General features: G+C 62.4%; 24 protein-coding genes. 10 read left to right on the forward strand and 14 right to left on the reverse strand.

The window, feature by feature from the left end; all coding sequences use genetic code 11:
- Positions 1–4: 4 nt before the first annotated feature.
- Together AUJ55_06830 and AUJ55_06835 are read left to right on the forward strand one after the other, a co-directional pair.
- Entirely contained in the window at positions 5–445 is a 441-nt protein-coding gene (locus tag AUJ55_06830; protein OIO57384.1) for a putative toxin-antitoxin system toxin component, PIN family, read from the forward strand.
- Entirely contained in the window at positions 433–660 is a 228-nt protein-coding gene (locus tag AUJ55_06835; protein OIO57358.1) for a CopG family transcriptional regulator, read from the forward strand. Before AUJ55_06830 ends, AUJ55_06835 begins: the two co-directional genes overlap by 13 nt.
- Before the next feature lie 106 nt (positions 661–766).
- On the opposite strand, the gene AUJ55_06840 is transcribed toward AUJ55_06835, so the two are convergent.
- The 7 genes from AUJ55_06840 to AUJ55_06870 form a co-directional block, all read right to left on the reverse strand.
- The gene (locus tag AUJ55_06840) at positions 767–2,740 is read right to left on the reverse strand and encodes an acetate--CoA ligase (protein OIO57359.1); all 1,974 of its coding nucleotides are present in this window, start codon (positions 2,738–2,740) and stop codon (positions 767–769) included.
- Between the two features lie 591 nt (positions 2,741–3,331).
- Positions 3,332–4,036 carry a hypothetical protein gene (locus AUJ55_06845; GenBank protein ID OIO57360.1) on the reverse strand — a complete coding sequence of 235 codons (705 nt, stop codon included), beginning with the start codon at positions 4,034–4,036 and terminating at the stop codon, positions 3,332–3,334.
- 122 nt (positions 4,037–4,158) lie between these two features.
- A complete protein-coding gene (locus AUJ55_06850; GenBank protein OIO57361.1) occupies positions 4,159–6,057 on the reverse strand; it encodes a hypothetical protein in 1,899 nt (632 codons plus the stop codon).
- Complete coding sequence (locus tag AUJ55_06855) at positions 6,047–6,262, reverse strand: hypothetical protein (protein OIO57362.1); 216 nt, start codon at positions 6,260–6,262, stop codon at positions 6,047–6,049. The genes AUJ55_06850 and AUJ55_06855 overlap by 11 nt, the downstream gene beginning before the upstream one ends.
- Before the next feature lie 103 nt (positions 6,263–6,365).
- Positions 6,366–7,979, reverse strand: coding sequence for a cation acetate symporter (locus AUJ55_06860; GenBank protein OIO57363.1), 1,614 nt, complete (start codon positions 7,977–7,979; stop codon positions 6,366–6,368).
- 11 nt (positions 7,980–7,990) lie between these two features.
- Positions 7,991–8,287, reverse strand: a complete 297-nt coding sequence (locus AUJ55_06865; GenBank protein ID OIO57364.1) for a hypothetical protein — start codon at positions 8,285–8,287, stop codon at positions 7,991–7,993.
- Positions 8,288–8,358: 71 nt separating this feature from the next.
- A complete protein-coding gene (locus tag AUJ55_06870; protein OIO57365.1) occupies positions 8,359–9,429 on the reverse strand; it encodes a hypothetical protein in 1,071 nt (356 codons plus the stop codon).
- A 1,540-nt stretch (positions 9,430–10,969) separates the two neighbouring features.
- On the opposite strand from AUJ55_06870, the gene AUJ55_06875 reads away from it, so the two are divergent.
- Both AUJ55_06875 and AUJ55_06880 read left to right on the forward strand, forming a co-directional pair.
- Positions 10,970–12,181, forward strand: coding sequence for a hypothetical protein (locus AUJ55_06875; protein OIO57366.1), 1,212 nt, complete (start codon positions 10,970–10,972; stop codon positions 12,179–12,181).
- Positions 12,174–13,424 carry a hypothetical protein gene (locus AUJ55_06880; GenBank protein OIO57367.1) on the forward strand — a complete coding sequence of 417 codons (1,251 nt, stop codon included), beginning with the start codon at positions 12,174–12,176 and terminating at the stop codon, positions 13,422–13,424. Before AUJ55_06875 ends, AUJ55_06880 begins: the two co-directional genes overlap by 8 nt.
- A gap of 31 nt (positions 13,425–13,455) precedes the next feature.
- Here AUJ55_06880 and AUJ55_06885 read toward each other — a convergent pair whose 3' ends face one another.
- The 3 genes from AUJ55_06885 to AUJ55_06895 are packed head-to-tail and all read right to left on the reverse strand — an operon-like array spanning position 13,456 to position 16,041.
- Complete coding sequence (locus AUJ55_06885) at positions 13,456–14,148, reverse strand: Zn-dependent hydrolase (GenBank protein ID OIO57368.1); 693 nt, start codon at positions 14,146–14,148, stop codon at positions 13,456–13,458.
- 43 nt (positions 14,149–14,191) lie between these two features.
- Positions 14,192–15,103 carry a hypothetical protein gene (locus AUJ55_06890; protein ID OIO57369.1) on the reverse strand — a complete coding sequence of 304 codons (912 nt, stop codon included), beginning with the start codon at positions 15,101–15,103 and terminating at the stop codon, positions 14,192–14,194.
- Complete coding sequence (locus AUJ55_06895; GenBank protein ID OIO57370.1) at positions 15,091–16,041, reverse strand: hypothetical protein; 951 nt, start codon at positions 16,039–16,041, stop codon at positions 15,091–15,093. The genes AUJ55_06890 and AUJ55_06895 overlap by 13 nt, the downstream gene beginning before the upstream one ends.
- A gap of 416 nt (positions 16,042–16,457) precedes the next feature.
- Between AUJ55_06895 and AUJ55_06900 the strand changes: the two genes are divergently transcribed.
- From AUJ55_06900 to AUJ55_06915, 4 genes are read left to right on the forward strand one after another with little or no spacing between them, the layout of a single operon-like run.
- Positions 16,458–16,970, forward strand: coding sequence for a hypothetical protein (locus AUJ55_06900; protein OIO57371.1), 513 nt, complete (start codon positions 16,458–16,460; stop codon positions 16,968–16,970).
- Between the two features lies 1 nt (position 16,971).
- Positions 16,972–17,448, forward strand: coding sequence for a hypothetical protein (locus AUJ55_06905; protein ID OIO57372.1), 477 nt, complete (start codon positions 16,972–16,974; stop codon positions 17,446–17,448).
- Positions 17,445–18,080, forward strand: a complete 636-nt coding sequence (locus AUJ55_06910; GenBank protein OIO57373.1) for a hypothetical protein — start codon at positions 17,445–17,447, stop codon at positions 18,078–18,080. The genes AUJ55_06905 and AUJ55_06910 overlap by 4 nt, the downstream gene beginning before the upstream one ends.
- A 33-nt stretch (positions 18,081–18,113) precedes the next feature.
- Complete coding sequence (locus AUJ55_06915; protein OIO57374.1) at positions 18,114–18,839, forward strand: hypothetical protein; 726 nt, start codon at positions 18,114–18,116, stop codon at positions 18,837–18,839.
- Between the two features lie 687 nt (positions 18,840–19,526).
- Here AUJ55_06915 and AUJ55_06920 read toward each other — a convergent pair.
- The 4 genes from AUJ55_06920 to AUJ55_06935 all read right to left on the reverse strand — a co-directional run bounded on the left by AUJ55_06920 (position 19,527) and on the right by AUJ55_06935 (position 23,652).
- Positions 19,527–20,831, reverse strand: coding sequence for an ammonia channel protein (locus AUJ55_06920; GenBank protein ID OIO57385.1), 1,305 nt, complete (start codon positions 20,829–20,831; stop codon positions 19,527–19,529).
- A gap of 26 nt (positions 20,832–20,857) precedes the next feature.
- A complete protein-coding gene (locus AUJ55_06925) occupies positions 20,858–21,196 on the reverse strand; it encodes a transcriptional regulator (protein OIO57375.1) in 339 nt (112 codons plus the stop codon).
- A 71-nt stretch (positions 21,197–21,267) separates the two neighbouring features.
- Complete coding sequence (locus AUJ55_06930; protein OIO57376.1) at positions 21,268–22,008, reverse strand: hypothetical protein; 741 nt, start codon at positions 22,006–22,008, stop codon at positions 21,268–21,270.
- Positions 22,009–22,440: 432 nt separating this feature from the next.
- Complete coding sequence (locus AUJ55_06935) at positions 22,441–23,652, reverse strand: ammonium transporter (protein ID OIO57377.1); 1,212 nt, start codon at positions 23,650–23,652, stop codon at positions 22,441–22,443.
- A gap of 450 nt (positions 23,653–24,102) precedes the next feature.
- Between AUJ55_06935 and AUJ55_06940 the strand changes: the two genes are divergently transcribed.
- Positions 24,103–25,338 (forward strand): hypothetical protein, encoded by a 1,236-nt coding sequence (locus AUJ55_06940; protein OIO57378.1) that lies wholly within the window; start codon positions 24,103–24,105, stop codon positions 25,336–25,338.
- Positions 25,335–26,051 carry a hypothetical protein gene (locus AUJ55_06945; protein OIO57379.1) on the forward strand — a complete coding sequence of 239 codons (717 nt, stop codon included), beginning with the start codon at positions 25,335–25,337 and terminating at the stop codon, positions 26,049–26,051. The genes AUJ55_06940 and AUJ55_06945 overlap by 4 nt, the downstream gene beginning before the upstream one ends.
- Positions 26,052–26,211 lie beyond the last annotated feature (160 nt).

The following is a 26,211-nucleotide window of genomic DNA, read 5'->3' on the forward strand; positions in this document are numbered from 1 at the left end:
CGCCATGAAACCGCGCATCGTTGTGGACACAAGTGTGCTGACTTCCGCTCTGATGAGTGCCCACGGGCCCAATCGGGAAATCCTGCGTCGCTGCCTGCTGGGGCGGTACCAACCGCTGTTGGGCAACGCCTTGTTTTCTGAATACCTGGATGTCGCGACCCGAGATACCACCTTGGCACGGTGCCCGGTCCCGAAAGAGGACGTGATCGACCTGCTTGAAGCGTTTTGCGCCGTGAGCGAATGGATTGCGATCTTCTACCTGTGGCGACCGAATTTGTCCGACGAGGGCGACAATCACGTTCTTGAACTGGCCACCGCTGGAAACGCGAGGTGGATCGTGACCAACAACGTAAAAGACTTCCGTAATGCTCAACTGCGATTTCCCGACATCGCTATCGTCACACCCGAGCAGATCTTGAAGGGAGGTGAACCATGGCAACCCTGACCGTGCGGCTGCCCGACGACAAACACATGCGACTTAAAGCGCTGGCTCAACGCAGACATATCAGCGTCAACAAGTTGATGGAGGAGCTTTCGACCCAGGCCATTGCCGAGTTCGATGCCGAAACGCGGTTCCGCGCCATGGCGGCAAAAGGATCGGTCGAGAAGGGGTTGGATGTGTTGGATCGGCTGGATCGGGCGTTCGAAACAAAGGTTTGAAGCCAATTTGTGGGTCTGGCTCCGTCCAGCATCGCAGCGTACATATAAAAAAAAAGGGGGGCCTGAGCCCCCCTTTTTCATTCCAACCTCATTCAATCCAACCGTTTCAATCCTCCCCCCTTAACTGCTCCAAAATCTTCTGATCCTCCAAGGTCGAGGTATCCGAGGTGATCTCTCTTCCCGCCGCAATATCGCGCAGCAGGCGGCGCATGATTTTGCCGGAGCGGGTTTTGGGCAGGTTGTCGGCAAAACGGATCTCGTCGGGCTTGGCCAGGGCGCCGATCTCCTTGGCGACGTGTTCCCTCAATTCCCGCACCAGTTCGTCGCGGTGGAACTCGTCGCGTCCACCCTTGAGGACCACGAAGGCGAAGATCCCTTCCCCCTTGATCTCGTCGGGGCGACCGACCACGGCGGCCTCGGCGACCAGGGGATGACTGACCAGGGCCGATTCGATCTCCATCGTCCCCAAGCGGTGGCCCGAGACGTTAATGACGTCGTCGACCCGCCCCATGATCCAGAAATAGCCATCGTCGTCGGTGCGGGCTCCGTCGCCGGCGAAGTAATACATCTTCCCTTGATCCTTGAATTTGGCCCAATAGGTGTCGACGAAACGCTGATCGTCGCCCCACACGGTGCGCAGCATCGAGGGCCAGGGTTTGCGCACCACCAGCAGCCCCCCCTGCCCCCTCTCGACCGGGTTGCCCTCGCCGTCGACGATGGCGGCGTCGATCCCCGGCAGGGGGTTGGTGGCCGATCCCGGTTTGATCGGGGTGGCCCCCGGCAGCGGGGCGATCATGTGGCCGCCGGTTTCGGTCTGCCAGTAGGTATCGACGATGGGGCAGTTCTCCTTGCCGATGGTGCGGTAGTACCACATCCAGGCCTCGGGGTTGATCGGCTCGCCGACGGTGCCCAGGATGCGCAGGTGGCTCAGGTCATACTTGTTGGGCCACTCATCCCCCAAGCGGACCAAGGCGCGGATGGCGGTGGGGGCGGTGTAGAAGGTGTTGACCGCGTGTTTTTCGCAGATCTCCCAGAGCCGTCCGGCGTGGGGGGTGGTGGGAGCCCCTTCGTACATCACGGTGGTGGCGCCCGCCGCCAGCGCCCCGTAGACGACGTAGGTGTGGCCGGTGATCCAGCCGACGTCGGCGGTGCACCAGAAGGTGTCCTCCTCTTTAAGATCGAAGACCCACTTCATGGTCATGATCCCCCAGAGCAGATAGCCCGCCGAGGAGTGGACCACCCCCTTGGGTTTGCCGGTCGAACCCGAGGTATAGAGGATGAACAGCGGGTGTTCCGATTCGACCGGTTCGGGGGCGCAGTGGTAATCGCCGTCGGGGACGGTGTCCTCCCACCAGACGTCGCGTCCGGCTTTCATGTGCACATGCTGGCCGGTGCGGCGCACCACCAGAACGTGCTCAACGCTGGGGCAGCCATGAGACAGCGCCTCGTCGGTCGCCTCCTTCAGGGGGACAATCTTCTCGCGCCGCCAGCCGCCGTCGGCGGTGATGACCAGTTTGGCCGCCGCATCCTCGATGCGGTCCTTGAGCGCCTCGGCCGAGAAGCCGCCGAAGACCACCGAGTGAATGGCGCCGATGCGGGCGCAGGCGAGCATGGCGACCGCCGCCTCGGGGACCATGGGCATGTAGAGGACGACCCGATCCCCCTTCTTGAGCCCGAAATCTTGCTTCATGACGTTGGCCAGCTTGTTCACCTCAAGGTAGAGCTCTTGATAGGTGATGACCCGGCTGTCCCCCGGCTCCCCCTCCCAGATGATCGCCGCCTTGTTCTTGCGCCAGCTCTTCAGGTGACGGTCGACGCAGTTCTGGGCGACGTTGAGCCGCCCATCTTCGAACCACTTGTAGAAGGGGGGATTGCTGTCGTTGAGGGTTTTGGTGAAGGGGGTGGTCCAGTCGAGGTGCTCCCGCGCCAGCCCCGCCCAGAACCCCTCGTGGTCGGACTCGGCGGCGGCCCGTAACGCCTCGAAGTGGGCCATGCTGGGGATGGCGGCGGTGTCGGCGACGTTGGCCGGAGGATGGAAGACCCGGTTTTCGGTCAGGGTCGATTCGATGGTTTCGCTCATGGACAGTCTCCCGTGGATGGGCCGGTTGCCGGATGCAGGCTGCCGGTCTTGTTGATGAACAATGGGTGGCGGAGCCACGGAGTGGCGGGGCCACATCGGTAGCGTTGTTTTTGTAGGAGCGGTCCCCGACCGCGAACGGTTGTGTCCCGGTGCGACAACTTGGCCCCATCGGTTCGGCGACGGGGTCGCCTCCTACAACGGTGCTTGATCCGGGGGCGATGCCGTTGCCGGTTTTGTTGCTGAACAATGGGTGGCGGAGCCACATCGGTAGCGTTGTTTTTGTAGGAGCGGTCCCCGACCGCGAACGGTTGTGTCCCGGTGCGACTTGGCCCCATCGGTTCGGCGACGGGGTCGCCTCCTACACGGTGCTTGATCTGGGGGCGATGCCGTTGCCGGTTTTGTTGCTGAACAATAGGTGGCGGAGCCACATCGGTAGCGTTGTTTTTGTAGGAGCGGTCCCCGACCGCGAACGGTTGTGTCCCGGTGCGACAATCTGGCCCCATCGGTTCGGCGACGGGGTCGCCTCCTACAACGGTGCTTGATCTGGGGGCGATGCCGTTGCCGGTTATGTTGGGTCGCTTCCCTGCGCCTCTACCCCAACCGCTGCAAGCGAAACAGCCCCTCGACCGTCGTCACCCCCCGGCTTTGCCGGGCCTGTTCGGCCAAGCGCCAAAAGATTGAGGCGGTTGCTTTGGCATCCCCCAGGGCGGTGTGGCGACCGTGTACCTCAATGCCCAACCGCCCCGCCACATCGTCCAGGGTTCCGACCTCGTCGCAAGGGGCCAACGCCCGGTCGAGCCGCATGGTGTCGAGGGTCGGGTAGGGAAAATGGGCCCCCAGGTGGCCGACCATCGCCTTGTTGATGAAGCGGATGTCGAAGCCGATGTGGTGGCCGACCACCACCGACGCCCCGATGAAATCGAGCATGTCGACGATCCGCTCCAGCAGGGTCGGCTGCCCCCGCACCATGTCGTCGCTGATGCCGTGAATCTCGACCGCCGACAGCGGGATCGGAATTTGAGGATCGACCAGCGCCTCGAAGCGCTGCCCGATCACCCCCGACCGCATCTTCACCATCCCGACCGAAACGATCCGGTCCTTGCCGGGATTGAGCCCCGTAGTCTCGGTGTCGAGGACCACGAAGGGGGCCTGTTCAACCGGGACCGTCCCCAGGTCGACCGTGCGCAGCCGAGCGCAAAGCCTTTGCACATGGAGTGCGATGGGGTCTGCGGCCAGCCGTTGCCGCTTGAGGGTGCGCATCAAGGAGGCGGCCAGACGGTCTTTCAGGTTCGGCATAGGGCTCCTTCATGGGGAAAACCATCGTTGCGGGAGCATTCGCCCCGTCCCTTCGCCGGATCGTGGGTGGTGGATGCGCCGCGCTTATCCACCGGTGATCCCGCCGATCACCCCTTACACGCTCAAAACGGGCTGAGCGTCACCGCACGCCGCATCACCCCCTGCAATCGCCCCACGGTGCGCAGTGCATCTTTGAGCGCGTCGATCTGGTGGTGGCTCATCTGGCCGATGTCGACGAACTTGTCGGGGGCGACCCCCTCGGCGACCTGGGCCAGTTGGTGGGCCAAAATCGTGTCGACCAGCAGGGCGTAGGCGGCCAGCGCCGCCTCCACCGCGTCGCGGTCGAGAATCCCAAGCGCGGCCACCTGTTGCAACCGCCGGTGGGTGTTGCGTTCGGCAATGCCGGCCCGGATGGCGAAGAGCCTTGCCGCGTCGACCACGAACAGGGTCCCCTCCGCCTTGAGATCGACGCTCCCCCGGTGTTCGCTGTCGGAGCTGGTGATCAGTCGTCCCATGAATCCCAGCGGCGGCTTGTATTGGGCGTCGTCCATCATCAGAGCGGTGAGGAAGGCCGATGCGCTGGCCGCCTCGTTGTTCAAGATTGCCTGTAGCGGCTCCAGCAGCGCCACCTCGCCATAGAGGGGGGCCAGGTCGAAGACGATGGAGGACCAGCGGGCCGCCATGTTGTCGGGGTGGTGGATCCACTGCCGGAACCGCTTGGCCCATTGCGACACCGAGCCGCGAAACTCGGGGTTGTCGGTCATGACCCCGCCGGGGCAACGCTTGTAACCGACCGTTTCGAGCGCCGCCGCCAGCGCCTGTCCGAAGCCACCGAACCAGGTGGCCGCTTGGTCGGCTTGGGTCGGGTCTTTCGGATCGTCCCAAATCAGGCCGTGATCCTGATCGGGATCGAGCAGCATCTCCCGCCGTCCCCCCGAACCCATGACGATCACCGCAAAGGGGAGGGGGGCGGCGCCATGTTCCAAAGCGTAACGGTTAAGGGTCAACGCGACCGCCCGCTCCTGAATGGCGCGGTGGAAGTTGCTGATCGCCAGCAGCACCTCCGAGGTGCGGCGGGTAATCTGCCGTTGGTGGGAGGCAAACCCCGGCAAACGCTCGGAAAAGGTCTTGAGATCCTCCAGAGAGACGGCGTCGGAGATGCCGGTCAGGGGGGAGCCGATGTGGGTCGAAAGGTAACGGAAGAGGTCGCCGTCGGTGATGATCCCGACCGGCTTGCCCTCCTCGACCACCACCACCCGGTCGGCCCGGTGGCGATAGAGCAGATCGCGTACCCGCCATAAGGGATCGAGGGGGGCGACGGTGCGGGCTTTGGCCAGATGCAGCGCCCCGATGGGGGTCCCCAGATCGCCGTGCTCGGCCACCAGCCGGGTGAACTCCTGCTCACGCAGCAGCCCCACGACCTTGCCATCATCGTCGACGATGACCGCCGAGGAGACCCCTGCCCGAACAATCTGCCGGGCCACCTCGGTCAGGGTGGCGCTCCCCGACGCGGTCAGCACCGGGGTGTGCATCACCCGTTGGGCCGGAGCCGCCAGGGCCGAGCCGCTGATGTCGGCCTCGGTGGGCAGCGGTTTGGCCGCCCGTAACCGCAGCGCCATGACCCGGTTGAAGGCGGCGCTGAGCTCGTGGTGGCGCGCCTCCAGGGTTTGCATGACCGGGCCGTCGAGGGCCAGTAGGGTGGTCGGCTCGTCGGCGCTGGCGGTGGAATTGTAGGGGTCGGAATGTAAAAAGGCGGTCAGCCCGACGAAGTGGCCGGGGCCAAAATTGCAGATCCGCCCTTGGCTGCCGGGATAGCCCGACAGGTGCATCGCCCCCTCGACAATCAGGTAGAGCTTGCCGGTGTAAGGGTCGCCGCTGGCAAAGAGGATTTGTCCCCGGTCCAGATGGATGGCGGTGGCATGGTGGAGCAGATGGTCGATCTCGGCGGGGGTCAGGCTGGCCAGCGCCTTGACCTCGGCCAGCATCTGGCTCAGTTCGGGGGCGGGAAGATCAGCGGCCATGTTTGAGGATCCTCTGGCGCGAGAACTCCAGGTAAATCGCCCCCCCGAAGCAGAGCAGGGAGGCGATCATCAACTCCCCGATGTGCCGGAAGAAATCGCCGGTCATGAACATATCCAAAATCATGATGACCACCCCGAATCCGGCCAGGATGTTCGACCATTTGCCTCGGCGTTGGGCGATATTGAGGGTCGCGGACGATGGCATGGGGCCTCCTGGTGGATGAAAGGGTGGGTGGAAATCGCGCCGAGGGCGGCGCTCCTACAACGACAACGGAGGGGAGTCCGCCCGAAAGCGGACCCCCCCTTTGTTATTTCAAAGCATGCATCTTCATCAGCACATCGTTGGCCTGACGGATCGACTTGTTCTCGATCGAACCGGCCATGGCGCGGCTGACGACGATGTTGGTCAGGAAGACCAGCGGTACCAAAATCAGCGCTGAACTGGTGGCCGGCATGACCCCCGAAGCGCCGAAGAACTCGACCTCGTTCATCCAGCCGATCATGGCGCCGACCGCCCCGATCAACCCCACCAACATTCCCCACAAAGCGCCGTACTTGTTCGACTTGCTGTCCCACACCCCCAAGATCAAGGTCGGAAAGATCGTTGCGCCGGCGATGGCGAAGGCCATGGCGACGATCTGGGCGATCAGGGCCGGGGGATTCATGGCGATCCAGACCACGATGGCGACGATCACCACGGTGAAGATCCGAGCCACCTTGAGCCGTTGCTGGTCGCTCGAATGGGGCTTGAGGACCGAGGCGTAGATGTCATGGCTCATCGCCGAGGCGCCCGCCACCATCAATCCGGCCACGGTCGACAGACCGGCGGCCAGGGCTCCGGAGGCCAGGTAGCCGATGAACCACAGACCCAGCCCCGCCTTTTCGGGGGCCGAAAGGATGATGACGTCGGCGACCGCCGTGCCGCCGCCGGGGTTGAAGAGCTGCCCCAACGCCGCGTAGGCGGGGCTCGACCAATACAGCAGACCGATGAAGAACAGCCCCCACACCACCGACTTGCGGGCGACGTTTTCGTCTTTAACGGTGTAGAAGCGCACGATGATGTGGGGCAGACCGGCGGTCCCCACCATCAGGGTGAAGGCGAGCGCCACAAACTGATAGAAGGTGCCGTTGGCCCAGGGAAGGATGTAATCGGGATGCGCGGCCCCCACCTGAGAAACGATGGCGCCGTACTCGATCTGGGGCAGCACCACAGCCTCGCCGGTGGCGGCGGTCAGCAGCGGCCACAGGGGAATCAAGAAACCGGTAATCAGCACCACGTATTGAATCTGCTGGTTGCGGGTCACCCCCGCCTGGCCCGACATCAGCATGTACACCAGCACCACCCCGGCGGCGAAGAAGACACTTCCCTCGTAGCCCATGCCGAAGATCCAGCCCGAGATCAGGCCGATCCCCTTGAACTGGGCGGTGGCGTAGGTGATGGCGATGATGACGGTGACCAGGGCGGCGATCATGCGCACCGCGTGGCTGTCGAAGCGATCCCCCAAGAACTCGGGCACCGTGTATTTACCGAAGCGGCGGATTTGGCTGGCGACCAGTGCCAGCAGCAGCACATAGCCGCCGGTCCAGCCGATGATGTAGCCCAGCCCGAAGAACCCCTTGAGGTAGAGCAGACCGGCCATCCCCATGAAGGAGGCGGCGCTCATCCAGTCGGAGGCGATGGCCATACCGTTGCCGATGGTGCCGATGTTGCGCCCCGCCACCCAATATCCGGCGGTGTCGCGTACCCGCATCATCCAGCCCACCCCCAGATACAGCAGGATGAAGCCGATCATGATCCCGGCCGGGATCGCCTTGAAGCCTTGTTCGATTTGAAACAGCTCTTCGCCCGCCGCCCAAACGGGGGCGGCGACGAGGCTCAATGCCAGACCCAGCAGGGCGGCGGCTTTACGTTGAAAATTCATGGCGGCTCCCCTCATTCCTTGACGTTGTCGTTCCACAGCTTCACGAACAACGCGCAAAGCAGGATGAAACTGACGGTGATGAACTGGGCGACCAGCCAGTAATGCAGCGGGAAGCCAAGGAAATGGGCCTGCACGAGAGGGCCATTGCCCTTCTCGTCGCCGGTGAGCCAAATCAAGACGGGGATGCCGTAGGCGATCAGCGCCCACAAGGCGACCACAATCTTGGCCGCTTTGGTTTCGGCTTTGACCGAGGGTTGGGTGGGATTGAAAAAGCTGATCTGAACCGCTTGTTCACGGGGTTCGGTCATGGGTCAAACCTCCTGCAATCGAAAAGATGGGGCCGCAGGTGCGACCCCCAGGGAGGAGAGAGGAGGAGGCCTCATAGCAGGATCTGGAGCTGCGCGCTCACGGTGTTCACCGCCGAACCGCCCGAGGGCTTTTTGCTGGCGTACTCCACCTTGACGTTGGCGCCGTGGCCGTCGATCAGGTAGTTCACCCCGGCGCGCACGGTCGAAAAATCGGTGCCGGTGTCGAAATCGAACGACTCGATCTTCACCACCGGCTGGAGGTCGCCGACCTTGTAACCGGCCTGGACGAAGTACCCCTTGCCGGAGTTGGTGCCGTTGTTTTTGTAGGTGTAGTAGGCCGCTTGGCCGCTCAGCACGTTCTCGCCCAGCGGCATGTCGAGCACTGCGTCGAAGGTGGTGGCGGTGTAGGTCTTGCCAAAGGTCGCCGCATCCTTCTGGGTGTCGATGCCGACGCCGAACGAGAGCACCTCCTTCTTACCCAGGTAGTTGTTGGAGTAGAAGAAGCCGGTCTCGGCATCGCGTAGGTTGATCTGCACCCGGCCGGTGATCCGCTTGCTGTTGCTGGAGGTGGTCAGGGCGGAGCCGGTGGAATCGACCTGGCCGCCGTCGAAGACCCCAACCCGAAAGTCGACCATGTTGTCGGCCAGCAGCCCGCGCAGCTCGACGCCGGTGTCGCGCCAGACGTTGGTGTTGGGCATCTTGACCAGGTCGAGGTTGTAGTCGACGCCAAGCAGGGAGGCAGCCGATTGGCGGTTGTGGTGCGAGAAGGGGAGCAAGATGTACCCGGCGGCCAGATTGAGCCCGCCAGGAAGCTTGAGGTCGACGTAGGCGTCCTGGGTGAAGATCCCCTTGCCGCCCGAACCGGTGGCGGCCCCGTTGGCCCCCTTGCCCTGGTTGTAGTCGTCGGTCTCCATGAAGAACGAGACGGTCTCGTTGATGTTGCCCGACAGGATGATGCGGGAGCGGCGGATGAAGAAGTCGCCGGGTCCGTTGCTGGGGTCTTCGTACTTGACCTGCATCAGGTAGCGCACATCGATGGAGGTGTTGTCGTCGACCTGAATCTTGGCCGCGAAGGCGGGGGTGGCGAGCAGCGCGGCGCCCATCACACCGGCGGCGAGCAATGCGGACTGACGTAGCTTCATGGGTTTCCTCCTGGGAATGGGGGCTGGGCCGCTCCTGTTCACCGCCAAGCGGTGGGTTTTTGGAGCTGTGCCCGTTAATCTGCGCCCCGGAGGGGGCGCCGTTTCGATTGCGCCAGGGCTGCCACCCTGTCGCTTTCAAACAAGCCGTGCAGACGGCGCCCCTTCCACTTCAAGAGCTGTGCCACGCAAGAAAACCACGCAACATCAGTGCTTTAAACAATTTCCCTTTTTTGGTGGTGTTACGATGGGTAACGAAACAACGTTACGATGGGTAACGGGTAACGTTTCGAGGCTAAGGGAGAGGTCTTGTTGTTGAACCGAAAGGCATCGGCCCGAGGGAGGGCCTCCCACATTCTTTTTATCGTGAGGGTTTGAGGGGATGTGGAAGGGAAGGGATTTGTGGGATGAAAACAATTTGTGGGAGCGCCGCCTCGGCGCGATTCATTGTTCAAGATAGCGCTCCAACTGGAATAGCCAGGTGGATTGAACCGTTCGACCCCCACCTGTCCTCCCCCTGCCAAGGGGGGGACGCAAGCGGGTAAAGGGGTGCCCAAAAGCCCCCTCTCCCTGGCAGGGAGCCCCTAGGAGGCTGTCGGACTTGAGACCGTCCTACTGCGCCGGCGGGTAATCGGTCCAAATTTCCCCGGTTTTTCGTCACATAGTCACCACTATGATCCTCATTCCCCACTCGGCTCGCTACGGACGCTCAAGTCCGACAGCCTCCTAGGGGAACCGACCGTTCGGCGAGGTCAAGGTTATGGAAGAAATGGCAAACCCATCTCCGAACGACGAGTTGCATCGTTGCTTGCGCCCCCATTCCCGAAACTACATTCAGGCGTATGCCATTGGCGTTTTTCTCGATGCCGAGATTGCTTTGTTTTTCAAAATGGCAGGTTCAGCGAACGCCATCGCAGCCGGTTTGATCGTGTTGCTCGCGGCGGCAACCAGTGTTTTGGTGATTCGTTTGCGTCAGAAAACCATGGAGTTAAACGCGGCGTTGCGGTTGAAGGTATTCGTTTCGCTTGATGTTCAAGGCAGGTTTCAGGCGTTGCGTGCACTGAATGGGGTGGTGCTTATATCGGGAGGGGGTGGTGGGTATTGGGGTTTTAGTTGCCTGCGACCAAGTCCTGACGCATGGAGTCATAACACCCGATGTCTATCGAGGGTGCGCGATTGCAGGTCTCAGTACCGCAGCAGGGGTTGGGATTCGCTGGCTCCGGCGTGACCTTTATTCGTCCGGTTCGTATCAACTTTTGGAAGGACGCGTTCCGCCGCGTCCCTGGTCATGATCGGGCATGGCTCTCCAGAAAACCTCAGCCCGAGGGCGGGCCTCCTGCCCCGAGGGTGTGGCCTTCCACGTGAGGGCAACCGGTGGATGTGGTGGTAGGAGCGCCGCCCTCGGCGCGATTGAAGAGGCAAAGCCTCGCCTCCCAGCCCCACCCCATTTTCCCCCACGCCTTTCCCCCGCCCCCCGCAAACCTGTAATCTGCCCCCACGGGGCCTGCCACTTTGGTCCGACTCGAATGCAAACGAGGTCGCGATGGGCGTGCAAAACGATGTGTTGATTGCCGGGGGGGGGCTCTCGGGGCTGACGATGGCGACCGCCTTGGCGGGCCAAGGGTTGAACGTCACGGTGGTCGATCCGGCTGCGGCGGGGGGGCGTCCTTCGGGGGGGGAGACCCGGATCTCGGCGCTGGCCCGTGGCAGCGTCGAATGGCTGGAGCACTGGGGGGTGTGGGACTTGGTGCGCGGCGCCGAGCCGATCAAGGCGGTGCAGGTGCGCGAGGCGGGGCAATCGGGGGGGGCGCTGCTGCACCATAGCCAGATGGGGGAGGGGGCGGCCGGATACGTCGTCCCCAACGACGCCCTGCTCGCCGCCCTGGATCGCCGGGTCGCTGAGGCGGGGATCGCCGTGATTCAAGGGGCGGGGGTCGCCTCGGTGCTACCCTGGAACGACCACGTTTCGGTCCGCCTGAGCGACGGCGCCACCCACCGCGCCGCCCTGGTGATCGGGGCCGACGGCCAGAACTCGGTCGTGCGCCGCATGCTGCGTCTGAAATCCCACAGCTACCACCACAACCAATATGCCCTGATCGCCAACGTCACCCCCGAAAAACCGCATCAAGGTGTCGCCTTCGAGCGTTTCATCGACGCAGGTCCCCTGGCGCTGCTGCCGCTTCCCGAAAACCGCATGGCCATGGTCTGGACCGCCAAACGCAAGGAGGCGATGCAGTTGCTCGATCTGAGCGACGAGCAGTTCTGCCGCGCCCTGCGAATTCGCTTCGGCGACGACCTGGGCGACTTTTCCGCCCCCACCCCCCGCCGCCTATTCCCATTGGTGCTGGAGCGGGCCGAACACATGGTCTCCAAGCGGGCAGCCCTGATCGGCAATGCCGCCCACTCGCTGCATCCGTTGGCGGGGCAGGGGTTCAACCTGGGTCTGCGCGACGTGGCGGAGTTGGCCGAGCGGGTGCTCGATCGGCACCGCGCCGGGGGGGACCTGGGGGACGCCGCCGTGCTCGACGGCTATGAACAGGCGCGGCGCCGCGACATCGACGCCACCATCGCCTTCACCGAGGCGCTCAACCTGCTCTACACCTGCCCCGCCCCCCCGGTGGCCTGGGGACGGCGGCAGGGATTGAACCTCTTCGACCGTTTCGATGAGCTTAAAAAAGGGCTGATGCGCCGCACCATGGGGCTGCATCTGGCTCCGCCGCCTTTGCCCACCCGCCAGGGGGAGACCCATGAATAAACCGCTGCCCCGCCGCGAATGTGATGTGTTGATCCTGGGGGGCGGCATGACCGGCGCGACCCTGGCGCTCGCCCTGGCCGAGACCGATCTGACGGTGGCGCTGGTCGACCGGGCCGATCCCTTGCACGACGCCCGGCAGGGGGCGGAGCATCGGGTCAGCGCCGTGGTGGCCGGATCGGTCCGGGTGCTGCAAACCATCGGCGCTTGGGAGGGGCTGGAGCGGCGCGGGGTGAATCCCATCGAGGCGATCCAGGTGCTCGACGACGACTCGCCGGCGACGATTCGCTTCGAGGCATCCGACGCCGACCTGCCCCACCTGGGGGTGCTCGCCCACAATCAAGCGATTGTCGATGCCCTGCACGAGGCGCTGCTCGGCGCCAGCCGAGTGCGGGTCTACCGCAACGCCGCCCCCCGCGACTTGGTGGACGAAGGGGCGCGGGCGGCGGTGACCATCGACGACAACGGCGCGACGGTGCGGTTGGTTGCCAAGGTGGCGATTGCCGCCGATGGACGCGACAGCGGCATCCGCGAGCAACTCGGCATCGCCACCCTGGGGCACGACTACCACCAGAGCGGGGTGGTCGCCACCATCAAACCCGAATACCCCCACCGCAACATGGCCTGGCAGCGTTTTCTGCCCACCGGCCCACTCGCCTTTTTGCCCCTGACCGAAAACCGCTGCTCCATCGTCTGGACCCTGCCGACCGAGCAGGCCCGAGAGGTCTGCGCCCTGGACGACGAGGCCTTCCGCGCCACCTTGGGGCGCGCCTTCGGCCCCGATTTGGGCCGCATCGTCGAGGCCGGACCCCGCTTTGCCTTCCCCTTCAAATTGGCCCACGCCCACCGTTATGGGCGCGGTCGCATCTGGCTGGCGGGGGACGCCGCCCACGCCGTCCACCCCCTGGCGGGGCTCGGTTACAACCTGGCGGTGCGCGACGTGGCCTGGCTGGCCCAGGTGTTGGTCGAGGCGAGCTACGCCCGACAAGACATCGGCGGTGCGCGGGCGCTCAAACGCTACGAATCGGGCCGCATGCCCGACTCGGTGCTGACCTCGGCCTACGTCGACAGCTTCAACTTCCTCTTCTCGACCGAAGACCCGGTGCGCCAGACGCTGCGCCGCAGCGCGATTGCCGCCGTCAACATGGTGGGTCCGCTGCGCCGGTTGATGATGCGCGAGGGGATGGGGATGGGGGTGTTCGGGCTGGCGGGACCGAGGCTTTTGCGGGGGGAGGGGCTGCGCTAAGCGGCCCCATCCAGGGAGAGGCGAAGGGGATCTACCTTTCGATTCCGCCGCGCAGATTGGCGGGGACGGCGCGATCCATCTGCTTGGGGTAGGGAAGATTCAGCCCCCCCATGCTGGCGATGAAGCCCTCCCGGTCGACCCCGCCGCCGATCCGCTCATTGATCGCCTTTTCTTGGCCGATGCAGCTCACCCGCCTGCCTGCGTAGTCATGGCCGGGGTAGATCAGCACCTCGTCGGGAAGCTCAAAGAGCTTTTTGGTGATCGAGTCGAACAGCGTCCCCGCATCGCCACTTTGAAAATCGGTGCGGCCACATTTGCCGATGAGCAATGCGTCGCCGGTGAACAGGCAGTTGCGCCAGTGGTAGGTCATGCAGCCCGAGGTATGGCCGGGGGTGGCGATGGCACGGATGACCTCGAAGCCGAAGGGGATGGCGTCGCCGTCCTCTACCGTCATATCGCTGCCGCTGGCTCCCTCAAAGGCCCCCACCCCGTAGTCGGCCCCAGTCTTGCGCCGCAGTGCGTCGGCCCCGGTGACGTGGTCGGCATGAATGTGGGTGTCGAGAATCAAGATCAGATCAAGGCTCTCCTCCTCCAGCACCGCCAAATCCCGCTTAACCTGCTCTAAAACCGGGTCGATGATGACCGCCTCGCGGGTGATCGGGTCGCCCAGGATGTAGCTATAGGTCGAGGTGGCGTCGTCAAAGAGTTGGCGAAAAACGATCATGTCGGCTCCGGAAATTGAGGGTGTCTCGGTGCGAGTGGCGACCTTAGTCCCGGCGCCAGCGGGCGGCCAGCAATGGGCCGGTCAGGTTGTGCCAGATTGAGAAGATCGCCCCTGGCAGGGCGGCTAACCCCCCGAAATGGGCGGCGGCCAACGCCACGGCGAGCCCCGAGTTTTGCATTCCCACCTCGATGGCCACAGTACGACGCTGTTTGAGGTCGAGCCCTGTCCGCTTCGCTCCAAGGTAACCCAACGCCAGACCTGCTCCGTTGAGCAGCGCCACCGCCAGCAGAACCGGGGCGATGGCGGCGTTCAGCTGATGCAGGTTCAAGGCGACAACCACCCCGACGATCCAGGCGATCACCCCCATCGACAGGAGCGGCAGCGCCCCTTGAATCACAGTGGGGGAGGGGCTCCACAGGGCACGCAGCCCAATACCAAGCGCCACCGGCAACAGCACGATTTGCCCCACCGAAATCAGCAGTCCCGCCGGATCGACCGGCAACCAGCTTGAGGCAAGCCACCAAATCCAAAAGGGGGTAAGCAGGGGGGAGGCAAGGGTTGAGGCGGTGGTCATGGCGATGGACAGCGGCACATCCCCCTTGGCCAAAAAGGCGATGACGTTTGAGGCGGTACCGCCGGGGACGGCCCCCACTAAGATCAAGCCCAGAGCCAGCTCAGGGGGCAGTTGCAGCGCCCAGGCGATCCCCCAGGCCGACAGCGGCATCACCCCGTATTGCAGGGCCAGTCCGATCAGCAGTGGTTTGCCCGCGCCGCGTAGCCCGCGCAGGTCGTTCGTGGTGACGGTCAGTCCCATGCCGAGCATGACGGCCGCGAGCATGGGGGCGATCCACCCCTTGCCGGAGCTGGCGATCTCGGGGAGTAAGGCCCCCCAGACGGCCCCGAGGAGCACCCAGAGGGGGAAGAGGGTTTGCAGCCGCTGGGTCACGCTGTTAATCCCACCGCGTCGCGGATGGCAGAGGCCACCCGCACCACCGCCTCGTGCCCCTCGGCCATCGCCTCCTCGGCCCTGTCGAATTCCATCAGTCCGATGTGGGCCAGCCTGGGGGTGACGATGACGTCGGGGGGATCGCCCGCCATGCGGGAGTTGGTGATCCGCTCCTGCATGATGTTTAAAGATCCGGCCATGACGTCGAACAGTCCGGGGGCGGGGATGCCGCAGTCCTTGGCTTTGGCCTTGCTCTTGGCCTTGGATGACGATTCCTCTTCGCTGCCGCGCAAAAAGGGGAAGCGGTCGGCGACCTTGTCCCAGAAGTCGCGGGCCTCTTCCACCTTTTTGGGCAGTTGATGGGGAGCGAAGGCGCGTCCGACGATGTCGCCATTGAGGTTCACCGCAATGACCACCTCGGCCCCCATCGCCTTACACAGGCTGACCGGGACCGGATTAACCACCCCGCCGTCGATCAACCAGCGGTTGTCGACGCAGTGGGGGCGGAAGATCCCCGGCAGGGCGATGCTGGCCCGCACCGCGTCGATCACCGGCCCTTGACGCAGCCAGACCTCGCGACCGGTGAGCATATCGGTCGCCACGGCCCCAAACGGAAGGGGGAAGGATTCGATGTTGGGCTCGCCGATCCTGCTTTTAAAAAAATCGACCAGACGATCCCCCGCGAACATCCCCCCACCGCTGATTCCCGGATCCATGAAACGCAAGACTTCACGCCAAGTCAGGGATTGCACCCAGGCCTCAAGGCGTTCGAGGTACCCCCCGGCGTAGGCCCCCCCCACCAGCGCCCCGATGGAACAACCGGCCACGATATGGGGGTGGATCCCCATTTCATGCAAGGCGCGAATGGCGCCGATGTGGGCCCAGCCACGGGCCGAGCCGCTACCTAGGGCCAGGCCAATGCGGGGGGTAGCAGAAATCGGTGTCATGGGGTTCTCGGGGGGGGGCAAAAACGTACCAAGGAAGAACGTTGTACGCCGGAGGTGGAGGCGCGATTCAGGTTGTATCAGGGCCCTACATTCATGAATTCACGACCAGGGAACAACCATCGTTGATGCGATGATTTATTTCTTTTTTGGGGGGCGATCTAGGGTGGCTTGTATGCCAAGACATGATCATAAACCACTGAGAACAAAGGGCATCACAGGTCTGTGTTGGCAGGAGACACCCCATCAGCCTTTTTAATAGGGGTTTTGGAAGCAATTTTTCTATCGGAGTGTGATTTCGAACCCATTCTTCAGACAAAAATGATCGGTATTCTCACCCAACCACCCGATTCGCGGTTTTGTTGTTGAAACGTCGAGACCACCCCTGTCGGGATGCAGGATGAAAAGAGGCACTCACGATGCGTGGTGATTCAGGTTTTACCCTGTTCGATCTGTTGGTGGCGGTGGCCATCCTAGGGTTGCTCACGGCCATTTCGGTCCCGGCGGTGACCAACATATTAGAGATCAGTCGTCTGAAGGCGGCGGCCCGCTTCATCAAGGGCGACATGATGAATCAGCGTATGGTGTGCGTGAAGGAGCGGCACGACATCGTCTTCTACTTCAATAACCAAGCCTTCAGCGTCGGTGGGGTTGGTTATCAGAGCAACACCATCAACTACGTGGTTTGGAGCGACGAAAACCGCGATGGCGTCAAGGATGCGGGGGAGTTGAGCCAGCGTTCGCTGGGTTACAACCTGATCGGCGGCCAGGTGATCAATCGCTTCCCCGGCATCACCATCAGCGCCGATGTGGATTCCATTACCTTCGATTCCCGGGGCTCCGCCGAAGAGGGGATCATCACCCTGACCGACCCCTCAGGCAGACAGCGTCAGGTTGAAGTCTCGATTGCCGGAATGGTGAAGGTGGACTGAGATGATGCCAAACCCCGACAAAGCTGGTGGGCAGAGAGGGTTCTCTCTCTTGGAATTGTTGGTGGCGATGAGCGTGATGACCATCGCCCTTTTAGGACTGGCTGGGGTGATGTCCGCCGTGGCTCGCGCCACCGCTTTGAGCAAGCAGATCACCACCGCCGCCACGCTGGCCAACAGCACCATTGAGGATGTCATCGGGGTCTCCAACAACTATGGGGATGTGGTGACGACCTTCGCCGCCACAACCTGCACCACCGGCAATTTCGCCAACGCCAAATACTACAAATGGGGTATTTCTGGCAGTTTGTCGCCTGGGATCTCCAGCGATTGGGATTTTCGGGTTTGCCTCTACATCGAGCCCGACCAACCGATTGCCGGAATGAAGCGGGTGACGGTCGACGTCGATTGGCTGTGGAACGGCAAAACCAAGGCCGACGGCACCCCCTACACCGTTGTGCAAACCCGGGATGTACGATGAACAGCCACCACAACATGCCTGCGGCGACCGGGGAGCGGGGCTACTCACTCATCGAAATCCTCATGACCCTCGCTCTTGCGGGGATCTTCTTTTCGGCGATCACCGGCATCTTCGTTTCGCTCAACAAGGGGTATCAGACGCGGGAGGATGTCATCGAGATGCTGCAATACGCCCGGGTTGGGATCGAAAGGGTGACCCGGGAGCTCCGTTACGCCCGCTCGTTCAACGTGGCAAATGCCACCAACGTGCAGTTCGTGGCCACCGACATCGACGGCATCAAAGAGGTGGGGGGGAGCGAGGTTTGGGATGTGGTGGAATATGGATCCTACAGCGACGACGGGGTGGCGACCCTGGGGCGCAAAACCGCCCTGAACGTCGCTCCGGCCCAATCGGCCAGCCCGACCATGAGCAGCTACGCCGCAGCCGCACGCAATCTGTACAGCCTGAGTTTCGAATACTTCGATAACCCGGTCACCCTCAATCCCACCACGGTTACGGCCGATGTACGGGCGGTTCGGGTGACCCTGACGATCCGTACCGCCAGCAAAGATGCCGACTACAGCTACAACGGCGGTTATCGCATCTACACCCTGTCGGCCATCGTCATGCCGCGCAACATCGAGCCCCTTTGAGGCCCCCTGACCGAATCCCAACGAGGTGACGTCATGAACCAATCTATTCAAATCAAGGCAGGCCAAAAGGGATTTGTCCTGGCGCTGGCCATGGTGTTGATGGCGGCGATCTCCATCGTGGGGGTGTATGCCCTGCAAGAGGCCAATACCGACATCGAGATCGCCGTGAATTACCGCGACATCAAGATTGCCGAGGCGGCCGCCGAATCGGGGATGCTCCGTTCTTTGGTCGAAATCCAGAATTACCTGAACGACCTGGGGATTTTTAGCAGCGTCGACACCTGGAACAACGGCTACTTGGCCCAGCAGGCCATCGCCACCCTGGCCCCGAACATCAACAACCTGATCGGCGATAAATCGGTGGGGGTGAACGGTGCCAGCTACACCCTAGATGCCACCGCCATCACCTCCGAAGAGATGACCAACGGGCGCAACTCGGCCCAGCAGCTCTGGAACAATGCCCCCCCCAATGAAGGCCGCAGCTACATGTGCCACTTCCCTGGGGGCAACCCCGCTCATGCCGGCACCATCGAGGTTTCGAACAGCAATTGGAGTTACGAACATCAGAGCGGTGGTGCGGTTGGAGCCCACATTGCCCAAGGGGACACCCTGGGTTCCTGCCAACCGCCCGTACCGCTGGGAACGATGACTTCGACCGGTTTGTACAAGGGGGCCGAAGTCTCGATGTCGTACCAGTTGATGTACTTCCCCTCGACCGGGACGGTGTCGTTTGTGGCGGGGTCGGTGACGCAGAATTAGTTCAATCAACAGCGGGATCCCAGCAAAAAGCCCACGATTTCGTGGGCTTTTTTCATGATGGAGCAACGGCCATTCGATGCTTTTTAGAGACGGAGGTCGAAAACCAAAGTAGGCGCGTGCGCCCGCCGCTCTCGTGAGATCGCAAAGTTTTTTGAGATGCCCTTATGACGGTGGGTCGTTACTTCTCGTGTGGCGCAGACATTCATCGAGAGGTCGGGGGTTTGGACGCCTATGGGGCTTCTTCGACGGATTCAACACAGGCACAGGGTTGTCAGCGGGCAGAACCGGATCTGGGGCATCAACCGCTTGCCATAAAGGCCTGTGACGCCATGCACTCTATGCGGAAGAGAGGGGGGCGGCGGGTTTGAGAAACGCAGGCGGATCACGTGCAGCAAATAGCTGGGGCATCCTTGAACGCCCGGCCTACGTATTGCCAAGGGAGCACCGGTTTCCAGCACGCCAAGGGATGTGGTGCTTGTCTGTAGAACCGGTCCCTTTTCCAGAACAATGGGGGTGGTGCACAAAAAAAGGGCGCCCTTTCGGGCGCCCCAAGTGTCTTCCCTGGAGGAGGAAGTTATCAAAAGCAGTCATCGGGCAATGAAAATGGTTCCCAACCTCTGCTCAAAAAACTCAATACTCAAACTCAAACTGCCGGGTGGAAGGCCCCTCCCTGGGCCCTGATTCCACTTAGTCGAGCACGTAACCACGCTCGTTGTGCTGGGTGATGTCCAGACCCTGCTCCTCTTCCTCTTCGGTAACCCGCAGACCCATCAGCAGATCGACCACTTTGAGGATGATGAAGGTGACCACCGCGCAGTAGACGATGGTGGCGATCACGCCCAGGAACTGGGTGCCGACCTGGGAACCGATGCTCACACCCTCGGCCAGCCCCAATCCGCCGAAGTCGGCGGAGACGAACACACCGGTCAGGATGGCGCCGACGATGCCGCCGATGCCGTGGACCCCGAAGGCATCCAGCGAATCGTCGTAACCCAGCGCACGCTTGAGAACGGCAACCGCGTAGAAGCAGGCAGCACCAGCCACCAAACCGATCACCAGTGCGCCGATGGGGCCGACGAAACCGGAGGCGGGGGTGATGGCGACCAAACCAGCGACGGCGCCCGAGGCGATGCCGAGCATGCTGGGCTTGCCGTACTTCAGCCATTCGGCGCCCATCCAGGACAGAGCCGCCATCGCGGTGGCGATCTGGGTGACGGCCAGAGCCATGCCCGCACGGCCATCGGCAGCCAATTCGCTACCGGCGTTGAAACCAAACCAGCCGACCCACAGCATCGAGGCACCGATCATGGTCAGGGTCAGGTTGTGGGGGGGCATCGCATGTTTGGGATAACCCTTGCGGGCGCCCAAGACGATGGCCGCGACCAAACCGGCAACACCGGCATTGATGTGGACCACGGTACCGCCGGCGAAATCGAGCACACCCTTATCGGCCAACCAGCCGCCGCCCCACACCCAGTGGGTAATCGGGGCATACACAGCGGTCACCCACAGCGCCATGAAGACCAACATAGAAGAAAACTTCATCCGCTCGGCGAAGGCGCCAACGATCAAAGCGGGGGTGATGATCGCGAAGGTCATCTGGAAGGTCATGAAGACCGTCTCGGGGATGGTTCCGCTGATGGCGTCGAAGTCGACCCCAGACAGGAAGACCTTCTCGAAACCGCCAACAAAGGCGTTGAGTCCGCCGCCATCGGTGAAGGCCAGGCTGTAGGCGTAAACCATCCACAAAATCGTCATCAGCGAGGTGATGGCGAAGGTTTGCATCAGGACCGACAACACGTTCTTGGCGCGGACCATCCCACCGTAAAACAGGGCCAAACCGGGGATGGTCATGAAGAGGACCAGCGCGGTGGCGGTGATCATCCAGGCGGTGTCGCCTGCGCTAATCGTCGGGGTGTCGTCGGCCAGGGCCAACGTCGGCAGGGCTGCCAGGGCCAGCGTTGCGGCCCCTTTCGTAAACTTGGAATACATGGACATGGCGATTCTCCCGTGGGGGATCAAAGGGCCTCGGCGTCGGACTCGCCGGTACGCACGCGGATGACCTGTTCGAGGTCGAGGACGAAGATTTTGCCGTCGCCGATCTTCCCGGTACGGGCGCCGCTCTGGATCGCCTCCATCGCAGGGGCGAGGTTCTCGTCGACCACTGCCACTTCAAGCTTCACCTTGGGCAGAAAATCGACCACGTATTCGGCACCACGATAGAGCTCGGTATGGCCACGTTGACGTCCGAAACCCTTCACCTCGGTCACGGTGATCCCCTCCACACCAATTTGCGAGAGGGCCTCGCGGACGGCATCGAGCCGAAACGGCTTGATGACTGCAACGATCATTTTCATGGGGTGCTCCTCTATTTAGCTTGGGGTAGGCGGGCCGCCGCAGCGGCCCGCCGAGATCTGAAACCTGTGGATCAGAAGCCCATGCTCACACCGGCAATGACCTGCTTGTCGGCAGTGGCGCCGTAAATCGTCTTGGTGTTGCCGACCAAGGGGTAGGTCATGGTCAGGCTGGGGGTGAAGGTGGTGTCGCCCGCCGCCACATCTTTGCTGGCGCTCAAGGTCGCCAGTTTGAAGCCGCTGCCGCCGGTTCCCTTGTCGCTGTTGAGGTTGGCGTACGACAGGGTCAGCCCCAGGTCGTAGCTGCCCACGGTTTGCGAAACGCCCAAATCGACCCAGAGGTCGCCGTTCTTGTAGAACTTACTGCCCGACTCGCCCACGGTGGAGTAGACGGTCAGCGAGGGGGCCAGGGGGGCTTCATCCAATGAGGCACCCGCATAGATCTCCAAGAAGTTGGAACCGCTGTCGTACAGGTAGGTGTAGTAGATGAAACCGACCGAGTAACCGATCCCGCCCACCGAACCGGAGTAATCGCCGACATAGTCGAACTCGTCGACGGTGGCGGTACCGCTGTTGCTCGAAGCACCGGTATAGGCGTTGGAGAACCAAGCGGTCAGCGAGGCATCGCCCATGGCGAGAACCACATCGCCCTGAACGGCGGTGGCGCCGGAGGTCTGGGGAACGCCGCGCCACACGTACTGGCTGTAGCTACCGATGTCGCCGGAAACCGAAAGACCGTCTTCGGCTTGAGCAGCGGGGGCGACGGCGGCCAGGGCCAAAAGGGCGGCGGAGGTGGTGATGATGCGCTTGTTCATGGCGGCTCCCATTTCGTGTTGGGTTGGTGGAGGATGAAAACCTTTGGGCTTTGCCCGACGCTCTCCCTTACAGCACGGGGTGTGCCAAGAACAAAATCACTAATTTTATCAAATAGATATAAAGTTTATTGCGCTGTGGCTCCCAATGGGGTGGCCATCGGTAGTGCTGAAATGATGTGCAGTCTTGACTGGGGGGTGCCTAGGGGAGGGCATTTGTTTCGGAGTGGGAAAGACGAGGTTTCGAGTCACGCAAGAAAGAACAAAACACGGAAAGAGGGGGATCCTGAATCGAGGGGTGGGGGGCATACGTCGGCGCACCTGTGGTGTGCATGTGTGTTATTCGTGGCAGCAGGCGTTCAGGGGGGGATTCCCTAAAAAAAAACGGGGCCCGAAAGCCCCGTAGGAAGGATTTTGAAGCGATGGTCGCAGACATTACGCCCGGCTCATGTCCTCTTCGGGATTGCTGCTGATCCTGTGGATCGCCAGATCGGCCCCCTGGTATTCATCCTCTTCGCTCAAACGCAGTCCCATCATCGCCTTAACCGCGCCGAAGACCGCGAAGCCCCCCGCCACCGCAATGGCGACCCCGATAAGAGTACCGGTGAGCTGGCTGGCGAAGGTGACGCCGCCAATCCCCCCCAGCGCCTCCAAGCCGAAGATTCCTGCTGCAATGCCGCCCCAGGCGCCACACACCCCGTGCAGGGGGATCACCCCGAGCACGTCATCGATCTTGAGTTTGTTCTGCAAAAAGGTGAAACCGAAAACGAAGATTGCTCCGGCGACCGCGCCGGTGGCCAGCGCCCCGATGGGGTGCATCAAATCGGAGCCGGCGCAGACCGCCACCAGTCCGGCCAGGGCGCCGTTGTGCACAAAGCCGGGGTCGTTGCGCCCGGCGATCAAGGCGCAGACCAGCCCCCCCACCATCGCCAGCAGCGAGTTGACCGCCACCAATCCCGAGGCCCCCTCGACTTTGGCGGCGCTCATGACGTTGAAGCCGAACCACCCCACCACCAGGATCCACGAACCGAGCGCCAGGAAGGGAATTGAGGAGGGGAGGATCCCTCGGACCGAGCCGTCCTTGCCGTAACGCCCTTTACGGGCCCCCAAAAGGATCACCGCCCCCACCGCCAAAAAGCCCCCCATGCCGTGAACCACCACCGAACCTGCAAAGTCGTGGAAGGCGGCCCCGAAGGTGTTGGTCATCCAATCTTGAAAGCCGAAGTTGCTGCTCCACACCATCCCCTCGAAAAAGGGGTAGACCAAGCCGACCAGTAAAATGGTGGCGATGGCATTGGGAAGAAAGCGGACCCGCTCGGTGATGCCCCCTGAAATGATGGCGGGGATGGCGGCGGCAAAGGTGAGCAAAAAGAAGAAGTGGACCAGTTCGTAGCCGTTGCTGGCGCCGCCGAGGCTCAAAAGCTCAGAGGCCGGCTTGAAAAAATGGATGCCGTAGGCGACGGAAAACCCGATGAAGAAGTAGGCCAGGGTCGAAAAGCCAAAGTCGGTGATGACCCGAACCAGGGCGTTGACCTGATTTTTGCGGCGTACCGTCCCCGCCTCTAAGAAGGCGAATCCAGCGTGCATCGCCAGCACCATGGCGGCGCCCATCAGCAGAAAGAAAACGTCGAAACCGGCGTTGGACATGGAACCCCCTCACGGATAAGAAAATTGTCGCAAAACCTACGCAATCGGCGTGCCTATGTCGTAAGTTGTTGAAAATACAGTGTCGTTTGGTTGTGTCGTATTGTTGTAAGCCAAACAAATGCCGCAAATATGTGCATTAAGACCAGCCAATGAAACCCGATTGAGCAAATCGTCGGGGTCGGCTTCCCCAAAGGAAGCGCCGATTGAATAGCGCTTCCGAGCGACCCAGGGATGGGTCGCCAAAATCGGGAACGTCAGTAGAAGGCGACCTAAGTCGCCGAAGCTCTGCTGATTTTGCAAGCGAAGCAAAAACCACGTTTTTTGCGTAGCGTGCCGATTCAAGGCAGGAGGCCTTGAATCGGCGTTTCCCAAAAGGATGTGGCTTGTTTGACCGGTTCGACGCGTCAGACTTGGCATTGGCATACCGCTCCACACTTTCATGAGGATCCCATGGCGCTTCAACGTTCGCGCATCGTGACTTTGTTGGTTGTTGTCGCCGTTGTGGCCGGTTTGGGGTACCGGATTTGGCTCGGCCCCCAGATCGAGGTCGCGACTACGCCGGTGGCGCGGGGCGATTTGAAGGTCACCGTCACCCCCACCGAGACCGGAACCGTCGATACCGACGACACCGCTTTGGTGCGGGCCGAGGTCGCCGCCTCGATCATCCGGGTTGAGGTGGAGGAGGGGCAAACGGTGGCGCAGGGGGTGGTGTTGCTTCGCCTGGACGACGGCGCGGCCAAGCAGCGGGTTAAGCAGGTCCAGGCGGGGTTGCAGGCGGCGCAGTCGCGGCTGCGTTCGGGCATGGTGCAACTGCGGGTCGAGCAGGCGCGCAGCGTCAACGATTTGCGTCAGGCCCAGGCCCAGTACAACGAGGTCGAAAGCCGCTACGCCAAACAAAAGCAGCTCTTCGATAGGGGGCAAAACTCCGAAAGTAATCTCAATGCGGTTGCCGCTGAGTTGGAGGTCGCCAAGGCGCGACTCGCCGGGGCCCAATCGGGTAAAGATCAGGTGCTGCTGGCCGAAGAAAACCTCAAGGCGGTCAAGGCCGATGTGGAGCAAGCTCGGGCGGCGCTCAGGCTGGCCGAAGACGACCTCGACCACACCGTCATCCGCGCCCCCATCGCCGGGACGATCACCTCCCTTCCGGTCAAGAAGGGGGAGTTGGTCACCTTGGGGCAGACGGTTGCCCAGATCACGCTGCTCGATCACCTCTACATTCGGGCCACCATCGACGAGATCGACCTGAGCCGCCTCAAGCTGGGTCAAGCGGTGGAGATCAGGTTCGATACCCTGCCGGAGCAGAGCTTTGCTGCCCGCTTGAGCTACATCGCCCCCGCCGTTTCAGGCGAGAAGCTGCAAAGCCGCTCGGTCGAGGTGAAGCTGACCCTCGACCACCCTCCCGCCACCCTGCGTCCCGGCATGTCGGCCGATGTAGAAATCTTGGTCGACGAGGTCAAAGGGATTCTCAAGGTGCCGACCAACGTGGTGATGACCCAAGATGGCGAACACTTCGTCTACACCGTCGAGGGGGGGAGGATCGCCAAGCGAATCGTCGAGCCGGGGGCGGCCAACTGGGATCTCACCGAGATTCGCAAGGGATTGAGCGCGGGGGAGGAGGTGGTGACCTCCTTCGATGTCGAGGGGCTGGCACCGGGAATTCGGGCGGTGGTGAAGGGGGCGCCGTGACTGCTGCGCTGATTCGGCTTTCGGGCGTCGGCAAGATCTACCAGACCGGCAAAGTTAGGTTTGAGGCGCTCAAGGGGATCGACCTGACCATTGCCCAAGGGGAGTTTGTGGCCATCGTTGGCCCCTCGGGCAGTGGCAAATCGACGCTGCTCAACATCCTCGGCCTGCTCGACACCCCCACCTCCGGAACCTACCACCTGGCGGGGGATGAGGTTTCCGGTCTGAACGACACAGAACTGGCAGCCCTACGCAACCACCGCCTCGGCTTCGTTTTTCAATCCTTCAATCTGCTGCCCCGGTACTCCATCGCCGACAACGTGGCGCTGCCCATGATTTATGCAGGCAAGAGCGGCAAGGAGCGCCGGGCTCGCGCCGCCGAACTGCTGGCCCAGCTCGGCCTGGGCAGCAAGATCGACAACCTCCCCACCGAGCTCTCGGGGGGGCAGCAGCAACGGGTGGCGCTCGCTCGGGCGCTGGCCAACAACCCCGACGTCATCATCGCCGATGAGCCGACCGGCAACCTCGACAGCCACACCGGCAGCGAAATCATCGAGCTCTTCGGTCAGCTCCACGATCAGGGGCGCACGATGGTGGTGGTCACCCACGACCCCCGAGTGGCCGAACATGCCAAACGGGTGGTGACAATTCAAGACGGCATGCTGCTTTCGGATGTGCGCGATGCCGACGTCGCTGGCGCAGCGGTGTTGCCGTGAACCCCATGGAATACCTGCGCGTCGCCTTCGGGGCGCTGGCCTCGAACAAGATTCGCGCCTTTCTAACCATGCTCGGGGTCATCATCGGGGTCGCCTCGGTGATCATGCTGGTCGCCATCGGGGAGGGGGCCAAGCAGTACATCCGCGATCAGCTGATGGG

The organism is Proteobacteria bacterium CG1_02_64_396 (assembly GCA_001872725.1).
GTDB lineage: Bacteria > Pseudomonadota > MNWR01 > CG1-02-64-396 > CG1-02-64-396 > CG1-02-64-396.

Bases quoted from the DNA above. Each gene is read 5' to 3' on its own strand.
- AUJ55_06840 (OIO57359.1), bottom strand. From the start codon at position 2,740: ATGAGCGAAACCATCGAATCGACCCTGACCGAAAACCGGGTCTTCCAT.
- AUJ55_06885 (OIO57368.1), bottom strand. From the start codon at position 14,148: ATGATCGTTTTTCGCCAACTCTTTGACGACGCCACCTCGACCTATAGC.
- AUJ55_06925 (OIO57375.1), bottom strand. From the start codon at position 21,196: ATGAAAATGATCGTTGCAGTCATCAAGCCGTTTCGGCTCGATGCCGTC.
- AUJ55_06880 (OIO57367.1), top strand. From the start codon at position 12,174: ATGAATAAACCGCTGCCCCGCCGCGAATGTGATGTGTTGATCCTGGGG.
- AUJ55_06915 (OIO57374.1), top strand. From the start codon at position 18,114: ATGAACCAATCTATTCAAATCAAGGCAGGCCAAAAGGGATTTGTCCTG.
- AUJ55_06900 (OIO57371.1), top strand. From the start codon at position 16,458: ATGCGTGGTGATTCAGGTTTTACCCTGTTCGATCTGTTGGTGGCGGTG.
- AUJ55_06835 (OIO57358.1), top strand. From the start codon at position 433: ATGGCAACCCTGACCGTGCGGCTGCCCGACGACAAACACATGCGACTT.
- AUJ55_06875 (OIO57366.1), top strand. From the start codon at position 10,970: ATGGGCGTGCAAAACGATGTGTTGATTGCCGGGGGGGGGCTCTCGGGG.
- AUJ55_06930 (OIO57376.1), bottom strand. From the start codon at position 22,008: ATGAACAAGCGCATCATCACCACCTCCGCCGCCCTTTTGGCCCTGGCC.
- AUJ55_06935 (OIO57377.1), bottom strand. From the start codon at position 23,652: ATGTCCAACGCCGGTTTCGACGTTTTCTTTCTGCTGATGGGCGCCGCC.
- AUJ55_06855 (OIO57362.1), bottom strand. From the start codon at position 6,262: ATGCCATCGTCCGCGACCCTCAATATCGCCCAACGCCGAGGCAAATGG.
- AUJ55_06830 (OIO57384.1), top strand. From the start codon at position 5: ATGAAACCGCGCATCGTTGTGGACACAAGTGTGCTGACTTCCGCTCTG.
- AUJ55_06845 (OIO57360.1), bottom strand. From the start codon at position 4,036: ATGCCGAACCTGAAAGACCGTCTGGCCGCCTCCTTGATGCGCACCCTC.
- AUJ55_06865 (OIO57364.1), bottom strand. From the start codon at position 8,287: ATGACCGAACCCCGTGAACAAGCGGTTCAGATCAGCTTTTTCAATCCC.
- AUJ55_06850 (OIO57361.1), bottom strand. From the start codon at position 6,057: ATGGCCGCTGATCTTCCCGCCCCCGAACTGAGCCAGATGCTGGCCGAG.
- AUJ55_06870 (OIO57365.1), bottom strand. From the start codon at position 9,429: ATGAAGCTACGTCAGTCCGCATTGCTCGCCGCCGGTGTGATGGGCGCC.
- AUJ55_06940 (OIO57378.1), top strand. From the start codon at position 24,103: ATGGCGCTTCAACGTTCGCGCATCGTGACTTTGTTGGTTGTTGTCGCC.
- AUJ55_06895 (OIO57370.1), bottom strand. From the start codon at position 16,041: ATGACACCGATTTCTGCTACCCCCCGCATTGGCCTGGCCCTAGGTAGC.
- AUJ55_06905 (OIO57372.1), top strand. From the start codon at position 16,972: ATGATGCCAAACCCCGACAAAGCTGGTGGGCAGAGAGGGTTCTCTCTC.
- AUJ55_06860 (OIO57363.1), bottom strand. From the start codon at position 7,979: ATGAATTTTCAACGTAAAGCCGCCGCCCTGCTGGGTCTGGCATTGAGC.
- AUJ55_06910 (OIO57373.1), top strand. From the start codon at position 17,445: ATGAACAGCCACCACAACATGCCTGCGGCGACCGGGGAGCGGGGCTAC.
- AUJ55_06920 (OIO57385.1), bottom strand. From the start codon at position 20,831: ATGTATTCCAAGTTTACGAAAGGGGCCGCAACGCTGGCCCTGGCAGCC.